This is a genomic window from Streptomyces smyrnaeus, from assembly GCF_017676345.1.
In the GTDB taxonomy this organism is placed as follows: domain Bacteria; phylum Actinomycetota; class Actinomycetes; order Streptomycetales; family Streptomycetaceae; genus Streptomyces; species Streptomyces smyrnaeus.
In genome coordinates, this window is the sequence record NZ_JAFFZM010000002.1 from 420815 (window position 1) to 440482 (window position 19668).

Consider the following 19668-nt stretch of genomic DNA (forward strand, 5'->3'; position numbering starts at 1 on the left):
ACAGCCTTCCGGTAACTCGGGGGTCGAGGCTGAGCAAGCAGGGGGCTATGTGCCGCGGCAGTTCGCGGCGCCGACGATCTCCTCCTGAGCTGCGAGCAGGAGCGCTGAGCGAGCCGCGCCAAAGCTGTTGATCCGGCTCTCGTGCTGAAGATGGAACTCTCCCCGGTACAGGTGTACACGGGTCATAAGGAGGCGATCGTCCAGTTCGGGCAGGCCGGGCACGCCGTCGAGCGCGTAACCCAGGTCGCCGTAAGCGCCGTAGAGCTCGCGGAGCAGCGCTGAGCGCTCGTCTAGCGACTCACCCTCCTCGGGAGGATAGGGGCAAACCGCTCCAGACTGAATCGCCTCCTCGGCTTCTATAAGTGGCTGAGCTATCCCGGCAGCGCGGGCGGTAGAGCCAATCCGCTGGACGTGCCTAAGCGCGGCGAGAACTGCGCAGGCTCGGTGATCCGGAGGGCAGGTCGGCCAGTCCTCTCCAGGGCCAAAGTAGATGCGGGGGTGCTCCTCTGCCCACATGGCGTTGAGCTGCTCGAATACCGGCTCCACCTCCGTGGTGAAGTAATGGTCATCTACGAGACCGGAGAGCGCCCTCACCACATCTTGGGCGAGGATGCCGATGTGCCCGGGGCTTACAAGTTCAAGCTTCACCAGTGAGCGTTGAAGAGCCCGCCATGCGTCGCTCATGCTTTCCGTGGTGCTCGCCGACGAGCTGGTGTGTATTCGGCCCGTGCAGATGTCTTCCACGTGGTCGGCGTTGTGCAGGAACTCGGTCCAGATGTCACGACGCTGTTCGCGGCGCCACTGCTCGGCGGTTCCCTGGGCGTTTGTGCGCGCGCCGTCGAGGGCGGCCTTGTAGACGGCTTCCGCTTGGACACGTCCTGCTTCGCGGGTGGCCTGGGCGGCCTCGCGTGCGACCCGGGCGGCCTTGCTGGCGGCTCGGGCTTGTATGAAGACGGCGGGCAGGCCGAAGAGGGTGGTGACGGCGGTTATGCCTGCGGCTATCACGGTTGCGGTTTGTTCGGACATGGTTTCCAGTCGGGCAGGCTGGTGGGCTGGGGACGGTGAGCAGTCACGCTAGCGGGCGCTCGCATCTTGGTGACGGTGAGCTCAGGCCGTCGGCGCAGGGATATTCAGGAGTGGCCATTCTGAGCAAGGGCATGTCCTGAGCTTCTTCCGCTTCGGCGGACACCATCGGTGTAGTGGTCAGGCCACCTGGGCGGCGGCTTCGTCGGCGCCGGGAACTGCAGTAGCAGAAACTGCTGTGCCCGCCGCACCGCCTCCACCCGCAAGGCTTCACTCAATCGAGTGGATCGCTGGAACTCCCCCTGCGGCCAGGAGTGTTGTGCGAGGCGTCTATCGTGACGATGGACGGCGCGCGAGTGCACACACGGACAGCCGCCGACGACAGAGCAGTCGATGTCCAGCGCCTGATGTCGCCCACGTCCTCGAGACGCTATGCTTCTGACCAGGCGAACACGCTCGCCGTTACGTCGGACCTGGGTTTCTCCCGCGATGGCCCAGGGTTGAGGGCGCAAAGTGCCGTCGGGCGCGCGTGATCTACGGCTGTCGTTCCTCCTGATGGGGCGCAGTGAGCGGGAGCACTGAGGCGCGCCCACTGGGAGCCGGACATGACCCTCGCCAGGGATATCGTCAACCTCGCTCGCCGCATCCAGCGAGAATCCGGGGGCGCCACCCCGTTTCGGCAGGCACGATTGAGCGCCGCACGCGAGTTGGGCGCACTTCCTGTCCACACCATGGCACCTGCGGACCGGATGCCGCTCCGAGTCGCATACACCGGAGAGAACGAGACCGCCGCCGGGTCCGCGATCAGCGGCGACACCCAAGGTCTGGGCCTGGACGACTGTTCAGACGACCATCGCACCTTCCGGGCCCTGCTCGCGCTCGCACTGTTCAACGGCAACGTGCACACGGGGCCGACGGCGCGGTGGAACTATTCGGTGGTCGCCTCGTACGACCCTGTGATGTCTCCTCGTCGGGACCATTTAGTGATGGTGGCGGTGCGTGCCCCGGAGAACGTGGCTACCCGGCTACTGGACACTGAAGGAGATGAGGCTGGCTCACGCGGGGTTCCTGGACTACGGCACGAGGTCAGTTATACCTGCCACGAGCGGACCTCCCTCCGCCTGCGCCATCTCCCCACCAATGCGCTGCTGACGATCACCGGTGACCCGGCCGGATGCCCGCTCGGCGAGAAGCGAAGCCACACGCCCTTGCGCCGGTACCTCACGGTAGATCACAGCCTTACCGGACCAGAGCGCCGCGCCCTCGCCGAGATCCCACCGATCTCGGCGGACGCCAGCACCCTGTTGGCCGGCCTCGTTGCCCGCTACAACCTGGTGGACCGACGCGGTCACTGGGCGACCAGCTTGTCCTGGGACCCCCTTGAGCGCCCCGAAACCGAACGCAAAATGGAACCGGAGGTGATACGGCATGGTGCCGTACATCGGCTCTGGGGCGCCGGGGACTCCTGGACATTCCAATGGACCGGCTATCCCGAATCCCGCGACCTTGCTCTTGCACTGACCCACCGGGAGGCCGGGGTGAAATGCGCCGGATTCACCCGCCACGGGGACACATACACGGTGGCGCTGGGCACCGCCTCGCTCGTCCTGCGCGAGGGGAGGAGCTGATACATGCGGTTCCTTACCGACCACCTGCTACCTGCTCCCTTGCTGACGGCGGCCATCCTCATGGGGCTTCTCCGCCTCACGTTCCCGAAGGAGTCTCGCCATCGTCTGGAACTGTGGAAGTCCGTCCTCGAACACCGACGTAAGCGCTGGCAGATGAACGAGCGCCGCCGAAAGAGCGGGAAGCACGACAAGAACCGTGAAACGACTCGCCCTGCCGACAAGGCACAATGCAGCGGTCGCCGCTCAGTCGACTGAGGTTCACGTCCAGGAGGAAAAGCGCATTCGTCGCACCAGGTTGGGAGCCAACTGGGAGCCGATCCACTCCCCGAGGCCCCGCGAGGCCACGTAAACTCAACCGAGGCCGAGGGCCTGACCTGGGAAACTGCATACGGGCAGGTGGGATCGGTGACCGAACTTCGTTCGGAACGAAGAGGTCCTGAGTTCAATTGCTACGTGACCGGGTGTCGGCGCTGGCCGTCGGACCCGCCGGTCAGGGCGCTCAGATGCGTGAGCGATGCGTGAGCGGACCGTTCTGGATGGCCCGGCACAGCATGGACGGTGTGGACTGGCGCCTCCTTGCTGACCTGGGGAAATGGCATTGCCGAGCACCGATTGGCACCACCTGGTACGACCCTTCCGAGACTTTTAATCCATTGGTTGTGGGTTCGAGTCCCACACGGCCTACCGCTGGACCCCAGGTCAGAGAGCATCTGACCTGGGGTTTCTCTTTATGCTGGGGCAGCGCGGCTGCCTGGCTCCCGGTGACGGGGGACGCAGGGACGTCGAGCGAGTGTGCTCGTCCGGCCGGCGAGTATGGAGGAAGGCCGCAAGCTGCAGCGGATCGACAAGCCTCTGAGGTGATCAACCGCTCAAGGCGGTCACGGCCGACATGCGGAACGCGGCCACCAGTCGGCTGCTGTCCGCGGCCCGGGTTGCCACGACGATGTGGCTCGGTTCGACGCCGTGCAGCGGGATGGTGGTGAGATCGGGTCGGGTGCCGCCGGTGTGCAGGGCGGCCGGGATGACGGCCACGGCCTGCCCGGCGGCGACGTGTTCGAGCTTGTCCTCGATGGTCTCGACCGGGGGTCCGTCGGGTGCGGGGCGGCCTCCCGGCCGCGGGTCGATGCGCCAGTACGCGTCCCATTCCGGATCCGGGAAGCGGGGGATCGGCTCGCCCTCGATGTCGTCGAGCGTGACCGACTCCTTGCCCGCCAGCCGGTGCCCCACCGGTACGAGCAGCAACTTCGGCTCGTCGTAGAGGACCGTCACGTCCAGGCCGTCGGTCTGCAGCGGCAGCCGGGTGATCGCCGCGTCGACCCGCCGGTCGAGCAGGGCCTGGCGCGGCTCGTTCCACTTCAGGTGCAGCGTGCGTACATCGGCGTCGGGGTGTTCGTGCCGCAGGTTCCGCACCACCGGGGTGACGATCAGGCCCGCGGTGTAGCCGACGGTGATCCGGGTAGGCCGCGCGACGGCCCGGGCGGCGGCCGTGGCCTGCTGTGCCGAGTGCAACAAGTCGCGTGCGTGGGGGAGGAATGCCTCTCCCGCTTCGGTGAGCCGCGTGCCTTGTCGCGTCCGGTCGAAAAGCCGCGCCCCCACCTGGGCCTCGAGCTGGCTGATCTGCCGGCTCAGCGACGGCTGCGCGATGTGCAACTCGGCCGCGGCTCGGCCGTAGTGCAGATGCGACGCGACGGTGGTGAAGTAGCGCACCAGCCGAAGGTCGAGATCCGTCATGCCTGAATGCTATGACGTGTTCCAAAACAGGTCTTTGATGGCCGAGAGTCCGCCTCCCTACCGTGAGATCCATGGCAAACGACAAGGAAATCGCGGTCCGGCGCTTCTACGAGGCACTCTCCACCGGTGACAGCGCGCTGGTCGACGAGGCCCTCGCCCCCGGCTGGGAGGCCGTCCCGCCCCTGCGTACCGGGGGCGGCCCTGAGGGATGGAAGGCGAGCATTGCGCACCTTCGTGGTGTGTTCGGTGACCTGACCGTCGAGATCGAGCACGTCGTCGTGAACCGGGACATGGTCGCGGTGCGGGCGGTCAGCCGGGGGAAGCACACCGGTGAGCTGCTCGGCGTCGAGGGCACGGGCCGCGAGGTCGAGTTCCGGGCGGCCGACTTCCACCAGGTGGTCGACGGCTGCATCGTGCGGACCTGGCACCTGGAGGACTACTTCTCGCTCGCCACCCAGATCGGGCTGGAGTTCACCCGTGGTGCTTGACGGAAGGACGGCGGTGGTGACTGGGGCGGCCCGGGGCATCGGGTACGCATACTGCCGGCGGCTCGCCGCGGACGGCGCGCACGTGGTCGCCGTCGACATCGACGACCCGGTGGACGCCGTGAGCGAGCTGACGGGCGGTGGCGACAAGCTGGGACTGGTGTGCGATATCAGTGAGCCGTCGCAGGTCGACGCCGTGACCCGCACGGTCCTCGACCGGTACGGGCGCTGCGACATCCTCGTCAACAACGCCGGCATCTTCCCCTTCACCGACCTTGAGCACATGTCGATCGAGCTGTGGCGCAAGGTGCAGGCGGTCAACGTCGAGTCGATCCTGCTCTTCGCCCGGGCGTTCGCGCCGGGGATGCGGGCCGCGGGGTGGGGGCGCATCGTCAATACCGGCTCGGGCATCACCCTGAGCCAGAACCGCGACCTCGCGTACATGACCAGCAAGGGCACCGTGCACGTGCTGACCCGGGCGCTCGCCAACGAACTCGGCGGCAGCGGCATCACGGTCAACGCGATAGCACCCGGCCTGGTGGCCACCCAGGGCTTCCTGGGCCGGGCCCGGCCGGGCGGCCCGACAACCGACGAGGTGTTCGCCCGTGTGACGGCCCTGCAGACCCTCAAGCGCCAGTCGGTCGCGGCGGACCTCGGCAACGCCCTGGGCTTCCTGGTCTCCGACGACGCCGACTTCATCACCGGCCAGATCCTGCACGTCGACGGCGGCATGACACGTACGGGAGCCTGACGTGCTCGAAGCCATCGCCGACCGTTTCAGCACCTCGCCACGCTCACCCGTGCTGCACTCCCCCGCCGAGCACGGGCTGGACTGCGAGGACGTCACGTTCCCCTCCGAGGACGGGACCCCCCTTGAAGGCTGGTTCGTGCCGACCCCCGGCTCCGACCGGATCGTGATCGTCAACCATCCACGGTTCTTCAGCCGTTCGGGGCTGCCGTCCCATCTGGAGCCCTGGCGGTCGGTCAACGGCGAGACCGGCAACGACATCGAGGTCGACCTGGTACCGGACATCGCGCTCCTGCACGCCGCCGGCTACCACGTCCTCGCCTACGACCTGCGCAACTTCGGCCTCAGCGGCGCCGCCAACGGTGGCGTGACCACCAGCGGCAGATTCGAGTCGCGCGACGTCGTCGGGTCCCTGCGGTATGCGAGGTCGCGTCCTGACCTGCGCGGGTCGCGGATCGCGCTGTTCAGCCGCTGCCTGGGCGCCGATGCCACGCTGTTCGCGATGCAGCGGGCCCCGCAGGAGTTCACGGACGTCTGCTGCCTGGTCGCGTGCCAGCCGCTGTCGCCGCGCGCGGTTCTGGAGCGAACGCTCGAGCGGCGCCGCATCCCGGCCGAGCGGATGGAGGAGCTGGACCGGCTGATCAGACTCCGCACCGGCTTCGGCCTCGACGAGATGTCCCCGGTCGAGACCGGCGCGGCCGGCAGTGTCCGGGTGCCGACGCTCCTCTACCAGGTCCACGACGACCTCATGACGCGGCCGGCCGATGTCCAGTCCATGTTCGACGCCATCCCCTCGGACGTGCCGAAGGAGCTGTTCTGGATCCACGGCACCACGCGCCGCTGGGACGGATACCTGCACTTCCAGAAAGACCCGGACCGCATTCTGGAGTGGCTTGCCGGCCACATGGGCTAGTGATTTGTCATGCGGACTCGGCCGGGTATCCGGTCCACTGCCGGATCGGTGACCCGGGCGCGAAGCGGACCTTCGGCTCGGCGCGGCCGTTCCGGCAGCGTACGAAGGCGGCGATGGCGGCGTTCTGCTCGTCGTGGGTGCGGTGGGGCCGGTGCCGTTCGACGCAAAACCGCAGCCCTCCTCGGGGTGGAGCCCCTTACGAGGTAGGGACGGCCGGGCCCGGAACCCGGTTGTCACGCCGGGGTTGCCGCTGCCCCGTCGCGGACGCGTCGTCAGTAGGCGTGCTGCGGGGGAACCTCGCGGGTACGGAGCCGAGTGGTGGCGCTGCGGCGCAGGGGGAGGAGCAACAGTCCTGCCGCGCACACCACCACGGGTACGGCGATGGCGGGCACGGTCCACCACGGGATGCCGCTCCACACCGCAGGCAGACCGACTCCGAAACAGGTCACGCTGATGGTGATGAGCAACCAGGTGCCGTACGGCCTCCAGGTGAAGGGCTCAGGGGCACCGGGCCTGACCACTCGCGCCGTACCGAAGGCGAAGAGCTGGGCCGCGAAGAGCCCGGCGAACACGCCGACGGCGGCGTTCATCTGGAGCTCGTCACGGGGCGCCTCCGAGGTGTTCTGCCGTACACCGTCCTTGCTGAGCGCCACGATGTCGCGGCGCCAGGCGGTGGCCGCGACCCGGTCGCCGGGTTCGAGCCGGGCCAGGAGCGGGCCGGGGTCGCCGAAGGAGACGGTTCCCCGCCAGGAGCCGTCCTGGTCCTTGAGGGTCGCTTCGTAGGAGGAGCTTCGCCCGGCGGACTTGTTCACCGTCTTCTCCACGGTCAGGCGCCAGGTGCTCAGACAGTCCGTCTGCCCCCGCTGCATCGCCCGGGAGGAGCACGACTCGGCCGCGCGGTAGTCCTGGTAGCGCTCGCTGTCGGAGGGCAGCCACCAGCTGAACGCCAAGTAGCAGCCCGCTGCCGATACCAGGGACAGCAGGATCAGCAGCACGCCCGCGAACCGGGACCGGCCCGGCGACCGGCGACGACCGGTACGGCCCTCGCTCGGCGGCTCGCCCTTGCTGTGCATCGTGGCCCCCACCCCTGTAGTCATCGCCTGCCTCCTCCGCCTCAGCTTCCGTCAGCCGGAAACCGGCACGCAACGAGGTCGGACGGCAGCCTGGGCGGGACAGCGGTTGCCGTGTCCCGGCAAGCACGCAGCCGCGACGGGGACGGCGTGGCGTGCCTTCCCGCCTCGGCTCCTACTGCTTGCCGGTGCCGACGGGGTCCACCGTGACCTTCTGGTCCGCACCCACCTGGACCGGGAGGCTGATGCTGACCGACAGGTTCTTGGAGTGGGTCTCGTTGGGCGGGGTGACGACCATGCTGCTGACGTACGCCCCGGTGCCGCCGGTGTTGTTCGGCGGGTAGTGGAGCGTGAAGCGGGTCGTCTCGCCGGACTGGAGGGCGACGGCCGGAGCGGCGAGGTTGCTGCGCTTCGCGCTGAGGGGCTTGGCGGCGTCCTGGGAGCGGAGGTCGACGCCGGGGAAGCCCTTGAGCGTGCAGGCGTCGCCGCCGGTGTTCTTGAGGCTGACGACGAGGTCGCCCTCGCCCATACCGTGCGAGGAGCTGAAGTCGAGGTTCGCCGTCTTGCAGTGGCCGGTGGTGATCTGCCCGTTGCCGCTGCCCGGGGCGGATTCCGTGGCGTTCGAGTCGTCATTGGCGGAGGCGGCGTCCTTGTCGGAGGTGCTGCCGCCACCGGAGGTCCCGGACGAGGAGGAGGACGAGGAGGAGGAGCTGGTGCCGGAGTTGTTCGCGTTGGCGGCGGAGTCCTCGCCCCCCTGGCAGGCGGTGAGCGAGAGACCCGCGGCGAGGGCCAGGGCGGCGAGGGTGAGCTTCTGGGCGCGCATCGTTTCTTCCTTCGCGGTCGGTGCCATGTGCTGCTCGGCACGAGTGGCGTTACTGATCACTTCGATCCACCCGGACCTGGAAATGTTCACGCCCGACCGCCCCTCTTACGTCCCTGTTACAAGAGGCTGAGGCGTCTGCGTCGTCGCCGTCGCCGTCGGGCGTACGGCCGCGCGTGCCCGGCGGCGCGCCTCGCCCCCCGTACCAGGCCTTCGGCCCGGGAGTGGGTGGCGTGCCCTCTTCAACCGGAGGTCCGCACGGCGGCGTCTGTCCCGCACGGTGCGGAGGTCACGGACAGCTCGCGGGGCAGGCGTGGGGGGTCTGGCTCTGTTGCGCGGCGTGCTGCACGGTGTCGCAGGAGTACTGGGCTTCGTCCATCAGCCGGGTGGCCTCGGCCAGAAGGATCCCGTACGGCCGGGAGGGGTCGCTCAGGGGAAGCGACGTGTTCCGGGTGCGTTCGATCAGCTGAACGCGCCTGTGCTGGGCGGCTTCGGCGGCCTCACACAGCTCCCTGGCCTGGTGCGGGAGCTGCTTCTCGTCGATCCCGCCGAAGTGGTCGATGATCGCCGCGAGGGCTTCCAGCAGCTCGGCGAAGTTCTTCAGGAAGTCGCGGCATTCGTCGCCTGCTTCGTCCTCCGGCCAGTGATGGAGACTGCGGGTGGTCGAGGCGACCTGGTAGGTCACCCGCTCCAGGGCATTGAGGATCTCGCTGTAGGCCATGAAGTGCTGGTGGTGCAGGCGGCGGGACAGCAGGAGGCGGGGGTTGTAGCGCCTGCTGTCCTGCGCTGTGCGCAAAGCGGCCTGACTCCGGCCGGCGGTCTCGCCCAGGTCGGCGGCGCGCTGCCGCCACCCGCTGGTGCGCTGTTCGTCGAGTTCCGCGTTCCGCAGCGCCGGGTGCATGTCGGCCAGCAGATCGCACAGCGAGGCGGCGAGGCGGTGAATACCCGCCTCGGCGCTGCGGCGACGTATCGGCGGGAAGACGAGGACGTTGACCAGGAGGCCCACACCGCAGCCGATGCCGACCATCGCGATGATCAGGGAAAGCTGCTGGATCCGTTGCGGGTCACTGGTCGAGGCGGAGTAGGTGGAGAAGGCGAAGAAGGCCGCGGTGGCCGCCTGGGTGCCCTGCGAGCCGAGCCGGTTCCAACGGGACAGGCCCAAGGAGACCAGCGCGACCAGGAGGAAGGTCATCAGGTCGGGTCCGGCCAGGAAACCCAGCGCCGACTGCACCGCCACCCCCGCACAGACCGCGGCCATGTACCGCAGCGCCTGCCACAGGGACTGATAGACCGTCAGCTGAAGGATCAGTACGGCCGAGAAGGGTGCGAAAGCCGGCGTCTGGGCCCCGACGAGGTCGTGGGCGATCCACCAGGAGACCGTGGCCGCCACCGTGCCCTTGCCGACCTGTTCCAGCGCGTGACGCTCCGGCCCGCCCGGCCTCTTCGCGCGGGCCGCCCACCGCGCCAACCGCGCCCATCCGCCATGTGGTCCCTTCGGTCCGTCGCCCTGCGGTCCCTTCGGTCCGTCGCCCTGCGGTCCCTTCGGTCCGCCCCGCGCAGCGTCCGTGTCCCGCTCGCCCACCACCCGCACCGTTCGCCCTCCCACCGCTCAACTGTCCGCTCGGCATCGGAGACCTCCTTCGGCCCGGCGCGCCGGTTACCCCTCGAAACAGCGGCTCATTCCCTCCCGAGGAGCCCCGGCGCGGGGAGCCGGGGTCGGACACCCCGCCCTCGGACGAACGCCGAGGGTGACGTTTCAGGCGGTGCGGGTTGAGCCCCGGGCGAGCGGGAAACCCGCCTTCCGCAAGCGGCTCTCGACCCGCCGTCCCCACGGGCCGGTCAGCCGGGCCGGTCACCTGGGCCGGCCGGTCAGCGGCTCGCCGACAGGTGGCGGGTCGAGGCGAAGCCGACTGGCTCCCGATCTTTCCCGGAGGTTTCAGTGAGTAGTGCGGAACAGGAGCGTGCCGAGGCCGAGAAGCTGCCGTCCGAGGACGTGGTCGGTGTACTGCTGGAGCAGCACGCCAGGATCCGCGACCTGTTCGCGGCGGTGCGCGGCGGGCCCGCCGAACAGCGGGAGGAACGCTTCCGGGAGCTGCGGGCGCTGCTGGCGGTCCATGAGACGGCCGAGGAGATGATCGTGCGCCCCGCGGCGAAGAAGACCGCAGGCGAGCAGGAGGCCGAGGCCCGCAACGAGGAGGAGAAGGAAGCCAACAAGGTGCTGGCCGAGTTGGACAAGCTGGAAGTCGGCAGCGAGAGGTTCACCCGCCTGCTGGCCGACTTCGAGCAGTCCGTCAGCGACCACGCCGAGCACGAGGAGCAGGAGGAGTTCCCCGCGCTGCGCACCCGGCTCAGCGAGGAGGGCCGCACCAAGCTGGGCAAGCGCATTCTGGCGGTGGAGAAGGCCGCGCCCACCCGGCCCCACCCGACAGCGGCCGGCTCCCCGGCTCTGCAGTGGACGGTGGGCCCCTTCGCCTCCGTGCTGGACCGCGCCCGCGACGCGGTCTCCTCCACGGGTTCCTCCACGGGCAGGTGACGGCCGGGCGGGCACCGGCGCGCAACGTTTCCGCATCCGGGAGGTTACATTCGGCCGTGGGCTGTTTGCCTCCCGGAGTACGCGGCAACGCACCGGGAGGCGCGAAGTGACGTCCTTCGCGCAGGCACCGGCAGGTTGGTCCGACAGCCGCCGGTGCCGCCTTTTGTTCCAGTGCGCTCGGTGCTCCCGGTGCTCGCCGTCCGTGTTCTCGGTGCTCCCGGTGTTCGCGGCTGCTGCCCGCAAGGGGTGTGCGGTGCATCCGGATGAGAGAGGGCTGCCGAGCGTGTGCCGGGCGCAGCGGATCCGTCGGTGGACGCCGGCCGCGGGGTACCCGTGACGGCATGATGAAGCGCGCACTGTGGCAGGGACTTCTCGCCGGGACGGCCGGGGTCGCGGTCATGACGCTGGGCGAGAAGGTGGAGCAACGGCTGACCGGTCGGCCCGACTCCCACGTCCCGGCCCGGACGCTGGAGCGGTTGACGGGGATGCCGGAGCGGCCGGGGCGGCAGCCGGTGGCGGTGAACTGGGCCATGCACCTCGGCCAGGGCGCGCTGCTGGGCGTGCTGCGGTCGGTGATGGCCCACGCCGGGCTGCGCGGGCCGTGGTCGTCGGCGCAGTTCGCCGTGGTGCGGCTGACCAACGACCAGATCCTGGAGAACGCCACGGGCGTCGGTGCCCCGCCTCCGTCCTGGCCGCGCTCGGAACTGGCGGTGGACCTCCTGCACAAGGCCGTCTACGCGCTCGCCACGGGCGCCGTGGCCGACGCGCTCGCCACCCGCTCCGATCCCGCTCCTGGCCTGCTGCACGCGGCGATGCGGCCGGGGCGGCACGCGGATGTCGGACCACCGCCGCGCCGCGAGACCTACGGACGTTAGGCACGGCCGGCCGGACGTCAGTCACGGCCGGCCCCACCGGTACCCGAACCCGGACACCGGTCCTGGCTCGGCAGGAGGACGCAGAAGGGGACGTCCGTGCGTGTCTGCGCCAGTTTTGCCCCGTAATGAAGCGGTATACACCCTAAGGTGGCGTGCGGGCGAGCGAGAGTGTGACGACATGAGACCTGTCCTTGCACGGGGTGGCTGGCGTCTGGCAGGGCAGATGCTGCTGCTCCAGGTGGGGGTCGTGGTGCTCGTCGTCGGGATCGGCGCCGCGGTGAGCATCGGCTTCTCGTTGCGGGCGGCCAACGCCGAGAGCCGCGACAGGATGCTCGCGATCAGCCGGACGCTCGCCCGGGCGCCCGGTGTGGTCAGCGCCGTCCAGTCCTCCGATCCCTCCCGTCTGCTGCAACCCGTGGCGCGGAGGATCCAGAAGGACACCGGAAGCAGTTTCGTGGTGTTCATGAGCCCGAAGGGCATCCGCTACACGCACCCGAACCCCGACCGGATCGGGCAGCACTTCGTCGGGAACATCGAGCAGGCTCAGCGCGGCAGGGCGTTCACCGAGACCTACCGCGGCACGCTGGGCGAATCCGTGCGCGCCGTGGCACCGATCGAGGACGACGGCCGGGTGGTGGGGCTCGTCTCGGTGGGTGTCCTGCTCCGTCAGGTCAGCACGGAGGCCTCACGCCAGATCCCGGTTCTGGTGGGGCTGGCGGTGCTGGCGCTGGCCATCGGCACCACCGCTTCGGCCCTGTTGGCGCGCCGGGTACGTCGCCAGACGCTGGGGCTGGATCCGGCCGAGATCGCCCGCCAGTACCAGCACCACGACGCGGTGCTGCACGCGGCACGCGAAGGCATCCTGCTCGTGGACGGCGACCGGCGGCTGACGCTGGTCAACGACGAGGCCCGCCGCCTGCTGGAGCTGCCGCCGGACGCCGAGGGCGCCCGGGTGGACCAGGTGGACCTGCCCCGGGGCAGCGCGGCACTGCTGTTGTCGGGGCGGGAGGCCACGGACGAGATGATCACGGTCGGTGACCGGCTGCTCGCCGTTAACCAGCGCCGCACCGACGAGTACGGCGTCCCGGGCGGCACCGTGGTGACGCTGCGCGACTCCACCGAGCTGCACGTACTGACCGGCAGGGCCGAGTCCGCGCGCAGGCGCCTGGAACTGCTCTACGACGCCGCCGCCGACATCGCCACCACCTTGGACGTGACCCGGACGGCGGAGGAGCTGGTCCGGGTCGTGGTGCCGCGGCTCGCCGACTTCGCCAGCGTCGATCTGGCGGAGCCCGTGCTGCGGGGCGAGGAGCCGGCCCTGGTGCACGGCCTGGTGCCGGTGCGCCGGGCCGCGATCCACGGCGTCCGCGACGATCACCCGCTCTTTCCGGCGGGCGCCGAGCTCACCCTGCCGCCGACCACACCGCAGGCCGGGGTGCTCGGCGGCGAGGGGAGCGTGCTGATGGCGGATCTGCGCACCGCCTCCCGCTCGTGGATGGCGGTGGACCAGGAGCAGGCGCGGCGGGTCGTCGAATACGGCATCCACTCCCTGATCCTCGTCCCGCTGCGGGCCAGGGGAGTGCTGATGGGGATGGTCAACTTCTGGCGCGGCAGCGGTTCCGAACCGTTCGGGGAGGAGGACCTCTTCCTCGCCCAGGAAGTCGTCGCCCGTGCGGCTCTCGGCGTGGACAACGCCCGCCGCTACACCCGGGAGCACGCCACCGTGATGGCGCTCCAGGAGAATCTGCTGCCCGGCGCCCAGGTCACCCACAGCGCCCTGGAGGTGGCGCACCGGTATCTGCCCGCCAAGGCCCTGGTGGGCGGGGACTGGTTCGACGTGCTTCCGCTGACCGGGTTCCGCGTCGCGTTGGTGGTGGGGGACGTCGTGGGCCACGGCCTCCAGGCCACGGCCACCATGGGCCGCCTGCGGGCGGCCATCCACACCCTCTCCGACCTGGATCTGCCGCCCGACGAACTCCTGGCCCGGGTGGACGAGTTGGTCGCCCGTATCGATCAGGAGGAGACGGCACCCGACCGGACCCCCGTGGCCGGGGCCACCTGTCTGTACGCGATCTACGATCCGGTCGGCGGCTGCTGCACGCTGGCCCGCGCCGGGCATCTGCCGCCCGCGCTGGCCACCCCGGACGGGGAGGTGGAGTTCCTGGAGCTGCCGCCCGGCCCGCCGCTCGGGGTGGGAGGTATGCGCTTCGAAGCGGTCGAGCGGCAGCTTCCCGAGGGGAGCCGTCTGGTCCTCTACACCAACGGCCTCGTCGAGGACCGCCGACGGGACGTCGAGGCGGGCCTCGACCTGCTGCGCCAGGCGCTCGCCGGCAGTGGCCCGACACCGGAGCAGACCTGCACGGAGGTTCTCAGGACGGTGCTGCCCGCGCATCCGTCCGACGATGTCGCTCTGCTGGTGGCCCGCACCCGGCTGTTCGGCGCCGACCAGGTCGCCCAGTGGGACCTCGAACCCGATCCGACGGCGGTGGGGCGGGTGCGTGCCGCGGCCACCGAGCAACTCGTGGAATGGGAGCTGGAGGAGACGGCGTTCACCACCGAGCTGCTGCTCAGCGAACTGGCCACCAACGCCGTCCGCTACGGCAGGCCACCCATCCGGGTCCGGCTGATCCGCAACCACAGCCTCTTCTGCGAAGTCTCGGACGCCAGCAGCACCTCGCCCCATATGCGGTACGCGGCCGAGACGGACGAGGGCGGGCGCGGCATCTTCCTCGTCGCCCAGCTGGCCGAACGGTGGGGAACGCGGTACACCCCGGCCGGGAAGATCATCTGGGCGGAACAGGCCATCCCCGCGACCCCTGAGCCGCCGCAGCCGTCCGAGCCGCCTGAGCCGCCGGAGCACTCCGAACGTCAGTCGTGAGCACACCTGAGGTCTTCCGCCCCGCATGGTCCCCTCGCACGGCACGGCGCATGTCCCGTCGCACGGCACGACGGCCCGACCGGAGGGGAAAGCACCGGTCGGGGTCGGGCCGCCGTTCGGGGCGGATCGGGCCGGGCGGGTAGCGTGACTGCGTGCGATGGTTGCGATTCGGCGTCTTCGCCGACGAAGAGGGCTTGGAGTTCGTCCGGGACGTCATCCGGCGGGAGCTGGCCGCCCGGCGTGTGACGGTGGTCGGCCCGCTGCGGGAGCGCGACCGACTCGACGACGGCTGCACGGCCGAGTATCTGTACGGCGATCTGCGGGAGCAGTGGAAGATCGAGCATCCGGGCCAGGACGCGGGCAGGCGGCGGCCGCTGGAGGTCGCGGTGCGGGTGAGGTGTTCGCTGCGGGTGTGGCGGGCGGTGCGCAAAGGCATCATCCGCGGTCTGTGCCCGGAGGGGAACGGTCCGCATGTCTGCCGGGTGCCTTGGACGGCGTGCTAGCGAAGCCGCGAGCGGTACGGCGATGAATTCTCGCGGGCCGGCCGGTCTGTGCTGTCGAGCAATCTTTCGACAGAAGGAGGGGCCATGTCCGAGCTGGAGACCCGCACCCTGGAGGTTCCCGGTGCCACGCTGCGGTACGACATCCACGGTGAACTGAAGGGCGGTCAGGGCGCCGGCGCGGCACACCGGCCCGTGCTGATGCTGGTCGGCTCACCGATGGCGGCCGAGGGGTTCGGCTCCCTCCGGTCGTACTTCACCGACCGCACGGTGGTCACCTACGACCCGCGCGGTGTCGGCCGCAGCGTCCGTACCGACGGGGCCGAGGAGACCGTGCCGGAGGAGCACGCCGACGATCTGCGGCGGGTGATCGAGGATCTCGGCGCCGGTGCCGTGGAGATGTTCGCCAGCAGCGGCGGCGCGGTGAACGGGCTCGCCCTGGTGGCCGGCCGCCCCGAACTGGTGCGCACGCTCATCGCCCATGAGCCGCCGACCGCACAGGTGTTGCCGGACCGGGAACACGCCCTGGCGGCCTGCGAGGACATCCACGAGACCTACCGGCGCAGCGGAATGGGGCCGGCGATGGCCAAGTTCATCGCGCTGACCAGCGCAACGGGCCCGTTCTCGGCCGACTGGGCCGAGCAGCAGGCGCCCGACCCGGCCGCCTTCGGGCTGCCGACCGAGGACGACGGCAACCGTGACGACCCGCTGCTGGGGCAGAACATCCGCGGCTGCACCGGCTACCGGCCCGACTTCGACGCCCTCCGCGCCGCCCCCACCCGCCTCGTCGTCGCGGCCGGCAAGGAGTCCGAGGGGCAGTTCGCGGCCCGCGCGGCGACCCGGATCGCCGACCGCCTCGGCATCCCGCTGACCGTCTTCCCCAGCCACCACGGCGGCTTCCTCGGCGGCGAGTTCGGCCAGCAGGGCGAACCGGAGGCCTTCGCCACGACCCTGCGTGAGGTGCTGGCCGCCGACTGAGGTCCTGTACGACCTTCCTCGTACACCTGCCGTACATCTGTTCCCGTATCGTATGGCATATGCACGGCGATGGCCCGATACGGAACCGGACGCCGCGAGCGGACAGGGTTGATGTCGATGTGGTCACCGCTGTGCACGCCGCGTACGCCTCCTTCCTCCCCAACCTGTGGAAGTCCCTCCGGGAGCAGACACACCCCCGCTGGACCTGGTGGGTCGAGATCGACGGTGACGCGGACGAGGTCACCGAGGTGCTGAGCGGTTGCGGGGCCGCGCTGGACCCCCGGGTGCGCGTCGGCGCACACGGGGGAGCTCCCCTCGGCCCCGCGATCGTCCGCAACCTCGCCCTCCACCGGGGGCGGGGCCGCTACGTCCAGACCGCCGACGCCGACGACGAGTTGGAGCCAGAATCCCTCAGTCTGCTCGTCGCCGCTCTCGCCGAGCACCCCGGCACCGGGTTCGCCCTGGGCCAGGCCAGGGACCTGCTGCCGGACGGCCGACTGCGCACGGTCCCGCTCCCGTTGTCACCGGGCATGCTCGAACGCGGCACGCTCGCCGCGCACTGGACCACCACCGAGGAGGCGTACCGCGTTCCCGTGCACCCCGCGGGCGCCATGTACGTCCGCGAGCTGGTGACCCTGCTCGGTGGCTGGCAGGCGGCCGAAGGAATGGAGGACACCGCGCTGTTGATGGCCGCCTCCGCCGCGACCCCGGGCGTACTGCTCCCCCAGGCCACTCTCCGCTACCGCCGGCACGCGGACCAGCGCTCGGAGCGGAACCGTAGCTCCTCGGTGGAGGGACTCCAGGTGCGCGGCGTCCGCAGCCGGGTGGCCGGGTTGTTGGCGTTGCCGCCCTGGAGCGGGTGAGCGGTGGGCGGCGCCGCCCTCAACCCTCCGGCAGCGCCGCTCCGTTCAGCCAGCCGGGGAGGGGCCGGTAGACGGTCAGCGGGGTGGCGGGTTTGTCGATGAGCAGGGTCGGCGCCGAGGGTGCCGTCTCGCCGTCGTAGGAGCACAGGGTGCCTTCCGGTATCCCGGCGAGCTGCAGTCGGCGTCCGCGCGCGGCGGCGTGCACGGGGGAGCGGTGCAGTACGCCGGCGAGGGCCGAGGCGACCAGCCGGGTGCGGGCCCAACGGCCGGCCCGGACGAGGTGGATGTCCAGCATGCCGTCGGAGAGGTTGAAGCGCCGCGCCCCGCCGGGCCCGCCCCCGACCGTGTGGTACGAGCAGTTGCCGACGAACAGCAGCCACAGCGACCGCAGCCGCCCGTTCACCCGCACCTCGAAGGGGCGCGAGTGGCGCAGCACATGGACCGCGGCGACCAGTCCGGCCGCCCACGGACCGATCCGGTTGCGCCAGCGGTCCCGTACCTCGACCAGATCGCCGTACGCGCCCAGACTGAAGGTGTTCACGAAGTAGCCCGGTTCGGGCGAAGCGCCCTTCGCGGACTCCGGCTGCGGCTCCGTCGCCGGCTCCGCCGCCGCCTGGCGGCCCCGCCCGCGCGGCGGGGCGAAGCGGGCCACGTCCACCGCGATGGCGTGTCCGGCGGCGACCGCGTCGGACAGGTCGGCGCAGCGGCTGATGCCCAGATCGAGGGCGAGGTGGTTGTGGGTGCCGCCGGGCAGCACCGCGAGCGGCACCCCGTGCGCCAGCGCGGCACGCGCCGCCGCGCCGACCGTGCCGTCACCGCCGTAGACCCCCAGCGCCCCGCCCTCCTGGGCCGCGCGCCGCGCCTCGTCACCGAGCAGATCGGTCAGCGATCCGGCGTCCGGGTCCCAGTGGACGACGCGGGCCGCGGGCAGCGCCTCGCTGATCTCGCGGGCGGACGCCGCCGAGCCCGAGCCCGGGTTGACCACCACCGACAGACCGCGCCCGGCGGGCAGCGCCGGCGCCTCGACCAGGGGCTGGGCCGGGGGCACCGGGCGCCGGGTGTCCAGCACCGCGCGTACCCCGAAGGCGGCCGCGGTGCCGAGCGCGGCGCCCACCAGTACATCGCTCGGGTAGTGGACGCCGGTGTAGACGCGGGAGAACGCCACCGAGGCGGCCACGGGCAGGACCGCCACGCCCCAGCCGCGTGACTCCAGCGTCACCGCGGTGGCGAAGGCGGCAGCCGACGCCGAGTGCCCGGAGGGGAAGGAGGTGCTGACCGGCAGCCGCTTGAGACGGCGTATCACCGGTACCTCGTCCAGCACCGGGCGGGTGCGGCCGAACGCGCCCTTGCCGACGGTGTTGACCACCGTCGAGGCCACCGCGACCGAGGCCAGTCCGCGCAGCGCGCCGCGCCGGGCACGGGGCCCGCCGACCCCGGAGAGCACGATGGCCGCCGCCGTGCCCAGCCACAGCTTGCTGTGATCGGCGGAACGGCTCAGCCGGGGGAGCACCCGCTCGCCGCGCGGCCAGTGGCGCTGGGCGACGCTGCGGAACAGGGCGCGGTCCCAGGCACCGAGCGTCCTGCTGACGGCGGCGCGTACGCCCTCGGCACCGGCGCGCGGACTCCCGCTCCCTGCCCGGTGGGTCTCCATCGGTGCCCCTCGCTTCCCTCGCATCCGTCGCGTTCTTGGAACGTCACAGGCGGAGTGCCCGGTGGCGCGCGGGACACACCGTACTCACCGCGAGGGGTGGCCGGGGCGGGGTGCTTCCCACAGCTTGTGCACCAAGATGACCAGCAGGGTGACCACCGTGCCCAGCGTCAGCCCGCCGATCACGTCGGTGGGCCAGTGCACGCCGAGATACACCCGGCTGCCCCCGGCCAGCAGGCTGAGCACCGCGGCGCCGCTCCACAGGGCGATCCGCGCCACGCGGGAGGCGGCCCGGGCGGCGAGGACGTAGGCCAGGACGAGCAGCACCGCCGTGGCTGTCACCGCGTGCCGGGAGGGGAAGCAGTAGCCGTTCTCGGAGATCTCCCACAGCCTCGCGGGCGGCCGGGTGCGGTCCGTGATCTCCTTGGCGACGGTCGCCGCCGTGACGGCCAGCGCGGAGGCGCCGCCGATCAGCAGCGGCGGCTGCCAGGACCTGTCCCGCCAGGACAGCCACAGCGCCAGCAGCACCGCGAGGACGAGCAGCGGAATCTCCGAGGCGTGGGTGAGGAACGTGACCGGCCCGTCCAGCACGGCCTGCCGGTGCCGGACGACCGCGCTCAGCACCGGCCGGTCCACCACGTCCGCGCCCGCCCCGAGCACCGCGTACGAGGTGGCGGCGAACAGCAGCAGGCCGGCCGACAGCGCCACCCCCAGCGGCAGCATCCGGGCCCGCCGGGAGCGCTCGACCCGCGCGCCGGGTCCGCCGCGCGGCCGCGTCCCGCTCCTCGGGGGCACCGGCACCGGGACCGGCACCGGTGCCGGTCCCGGCGCCGACCGCCTGTGGAGCCCTCGCGGGGCGAGGGCGTCGGGCGCGTCGTCGGTCAGTGGCACGTGGGAGGGCCCCGGGGTCTCGGCGGATTCGGCGGATTCGGCCGGGTCCAGAGGGAACTCCCCGCTCATCGGTCGGCTCCTTGT

General features: G+C 70.9%; 18 protein-coding genes. 11 read left to right on the forward strand and 7 right to left on the reverse strand.

Translation table 11 applies throughout. The annotated features are described in order from the left end of the window. Nucleotides 1-45: 45 nt before the first annotated feature. Entirely contained in the window at nt 46-1026 is a 981-nt protein-coding gene (locus JW613_RS05380; RefSeq protein WP_209209518.1) for a hypothetical protein, read from the reverse strand. 602 nt (nt 1027-1628) lie between these two features. Here JW613_RS05380 and JW613_RS05385 point away from each other — a divergent pair. Both JW613_RS05385 and JW613_RS05390 read left to right on the forward strand, forming a co-directional pair. Further along, nucleotides 1629-2651 carry a hypothetical protein gene (locus JW613_RS05385; RefSeq protein WP_209209519.1) on the forward strand — a complete coding sequence of 341 codons (1023 nt, stop codon included), beginning with the start codon at nt 1629-1631 and terminating at the stop codon, nt 2649-2651. Nucleotides 2652-2654: 3 nt separating this feature from the next. Then, entirely contained in the window at nt 2655-2906 is a 252-nt protein-coding gene (locus tag JW613_RS05390) for a hypothetical protein (RefSeq protein ID WP_209209520.1), read from the forward strand. A 606-nt stretch (nt 2907-3512) separates the two neighbouring features. Here JW613_RS05390 and JW613_RS05395 read toward each other — a convergent pair. Beyond that, complete coding sequence (locus tag JW613_RS05395) at nt 3513-4382, reverse strand: LysR family transcriptional regulator (protein ID WP_209209521.1); 870 nt, start codon at nt 4380-4382, stop codon at nt 3513-3515. Between the two features lie 71 nt (nt 4383-4453). Between JW613_RS05395 and JW613_RS05400 the strand changes: the two genes are divergently transcribed. From JW613_RS05400 to JW613_RS05410, 3 genes are read left to right on the forward strand one after another with little or no spacing between them, the layout of a single operon-like run. Continuing rightward, a complete protein-coding gene (locus JW613_RS05400; RefSeq protein ID WP_209209522.1) occupies nt 4454-4870 on the forward strand; it encodes an ester cyclase in 417 nt (138 codons plus the stop codon). A gap of 16 nt (nt 4871-4886) precedes the next feature. Next, nucleotides 4887-5618 carry an SDR family NAD(P)-dependent oxidoreductase gene (locus JW613_RS05405; RefSeq protein ID WP_209209523.1) on the forward strand — a complete coding sequence of 244 codons (732 nt, stop codon included), beginning with the start codon at nt 4887-4889 and terminating at the stop codon, nt 5616-5618. A 1-nt stretch (nt 5619) separates the two neighbouring features. Beyond that, the gene (locus JW613_RS05410; RefSeq protein ID WP_209209524.1) at nt 5620-6528 is read left to right on the forward strand and encodes an alpha/beta hydrolase family protein; all 909 of its coding nucleotides are present in this window, start codon (nt 5620-5622) and stop codon (nt 6526-6528) included. A gap of 272 nt (nt 6529-6800) precedes the next feature. On the opposite strand, the gene JW613_RS05415 is transcribed toward JW613_RS05410, so the two are convergent. From JW613_RS05415 to JW613_RS05425, 3 genes are all read right to left on the reverse strand, one after another. Then, a complete protein-coding gene (locus JW613_RS05415; protein ID WP_245225028.1) occupies nt 6801-7625 on the reverse strand; it encodes a hypothetical protein in 825 nt (274 codons plus the stop codon). A 148-nt stretch (nt 7626-7773) separates the two neighbouring features. Then, nucleotides 7774-8421: a DUF4232 domain-containing protein gene (locus tag JW613_RS05420; RefSeq protein ID WP_209209525.1), complete on the reverse strand. Its 648-nt coding sequence runs from the start codon at nt 8419-8421 to the stop codon at nt 7774-7776. Between the two features lie 286 nt (nt 8422-8707). Further along, the gene (locus tag JW613_RS05425) at nt 8708-10024 is read right to left on the reverse strand and encodes an FUSC family protein (protein ID WP_307865794.1); all 1317 of its coding nucleotides are present in this window, start codon (nt 10022-10024) and stop codon (nt 8708-8710) included. Nucleotides 10025-10357: 333 nt separating this feature from the next. Here JW613_RS05425 and JW613_RS05430 point away from each other — a divergent pair, with 333 nt between their 5' ends. The 6 genes from JW613_RS05430 to JW613_RS05455 all read left to right on the forward strand — a co-directional run bounded on the left by JW613_RS05430 (nt 10358) and on the right by JW613_RS05455 (nt 17045). Further along, a complete protein-coding gene (locus tag JW613_RS05430) occupies nt 10358-10951 on the forward strand; it encodes a hemerythrin domain-containing protein (RefSeq protein ID WP_209209526.1) in 594 nt (197 codons plus the stop codon). Nucleotides 10952-11292: 341 nt separating this feature from the next. Then, the gene (locus JW613_RS05435; RefSeq protein WP_209209527.1) at nt 11293-11826 is read left to right on the forward strand and encodes a hypothetical protein; all 534 of its coding nucleotides are present in this window, start codon (nt 11293-11295) and stop codon (nt 11824-11826) included. Between the two features lie 178 nt (nt 11827-12004). Continuing rightward, entirely contained in the window at nt 12005-14704 is a 2700-nt protein-coding gene (locus JW613_RS05440; RefSeq protein WP_245225029.1) for a SpoIIE family protein phosphatase, read from the forward strand. Nucleotides 14705-14856: 152 nt separating this feature from the next. After that, nucleotides 14857-15207 carry a hypothetical protein gene (locus JW613_RS05445; protein ID WP_209209529.1) on the forward strand — a complete coding sequence of 117 codons (351 nt, stop codon included), beginning with the start codon at nt 14857-14859 and terminating at the stop codon, nt 15205-15207. An 84-nt stretch (nt 15208-15291) separates the two neighbouring features. After that, nucleotides 15292-16182 (forward strand): alpha/beta fold hydrolase, encoded by an 891-nt coding sequence (locus tag JW613_RS05450; protein WP_209209530.1) that lies wholly within the window; start codon nt 15292-15294, stop codon nt 16180-16182. 119 nt (nt 16183-16301) lie between these two features. Next, entirely contained in the window at nt 16302-17045 is a 744-nt protein-coding gene (locus tag JW613_RS05455; RefSeq protein ID WP_209209531.1) for a glycosyltransferase family A protein, read from the forward strand. Nucleotides 17046-17064: 19 nt separating this feature from the next. On the opposite strand, the gene JW613_RS05460 is transcribed toward JW613_RS05455, so the two are convergent. Together JW613_RS05460 and JW613_RS05465 are read right to left on the reverse strand one after the other, a co-directional pair. Further along, nucleotides 17065-18696 (reverse strand): bifunctional phosphatase PAP2/diacylglycerol kinase family protein, encoded by a 1632-nt coding sequence (locus JW613_RS05460; protein ID WP_209209532.1) that lies wholly within the window; start codon nt 18694-18696, stop codon nt 17065-17067. Nucleotides 18697-18780: 84 nt separating this feature from the next. Then, the gene (locus JW613_RS05465; RefSeq protein WP_209209533.1) at nt 18781-19653 is read right to left on the reverse strand and encodes a phosphatase PAP2 family protein; all 873 of its coding nucleotides are present in this window, start codon (nt 19651-19653) and stop codon (nt 18781-18783) included. Nucleotides 19654-19668: the final 15 nt, after the last annotated feature.

What these genes read in the sequence shown, in the direction of transcription:
- JW613_RS05380 (WP_209209518.1), bottom strand. Translation starts at nt 1,026, where the DNA reads ATGTCCGAACAAACCGCAACCGTGATAGCCGCAGGCATAACCGCCGTC.
- JW613_RS05385 (WP_209209519.1), top strand. Translation starts at nt 1,629, where the DNA reads ATGACCCTCGCCAGGGATATCGTCAACCTCGCTCGCCGCATCCAGCGA.
- JW613_RS05390 (WP_209209520.1), top strand. Translation starts at nt 2,655, where the DNA reads ATGCGGTTCCTTACCGACCACCTGCTACCTGCTCCCTTGCTGACGGCG.
- JW613_RS05395 (WP_209209521.1), bottom strand. Translation starts at nt 4,382, where the DNA reads ATGACGGATCTCGACCTTCGGCTGGTGCGCTACTTCACCACCGTCGCG.
- JW613_RS05400 (WP_209209522.1), top strand. Translation starts at nt 4,454, where the DNA reads ATGGCAAACGACAAGGAAATCGCGGTCCGGCGCTTCTACGAGGCACTC.
- JW613_RS05415 (WP_245225028.1), bottom strand. Translation starts at nt 7,625, where the DNA reads ATGACTACAGGGGTGGGGGCCACGATGCACAGCAAGGGCGAGCCGCCG.
- JW613_RS05420 (WP_209209525.1), bottom strand. Translation starts at nt 8,421, where the DNA reads ATGCGCGCCCAGAAGCTCACCCTCGCCGCCCTGGCCCTCGCCGCGGGT.
- JW613_RS05435 (WP_209209527.1), top strand. Translation starts at nt 11,293, where the DNA reads ATGATGAAGCGCGCACTGTGGCAGGGACTTCTCGCCGGGACGGCCGGG.
- JW613_RS05440 (WP_245225029.1), top strand. Translation starts at nt 12,005, where the DNA reads ATGAGACCTGTCCTTGCACGGGGTGGCTGGCGTCTGGCAGGGCAGATG.
- JW613_RS05450 (WP_209209530.1), top strand. Translation starts at nt 15,292, where the DNA reads ATGTCCGAGCTGGAGACCCGCACCCTGGAGGTTCCCGGTGCCACGCTG.
- JW613_RS05460 (WP_209209532.1), bottom strand. Translation starts at nt 18,696, where the DNA reads ATGGAGACCCACCGGGCAGGGAGCGGGAGTCCGCGCGCCGGTGCCGAG.
- JW613_RS05465 (WP_209209533.1), bottom strand. Translation starts at nt 19,653, where the DNA reads ATGAGCGGGGAGTTCCCTCTGGACCCGGCCGAATCCGCCGAATCCGCC.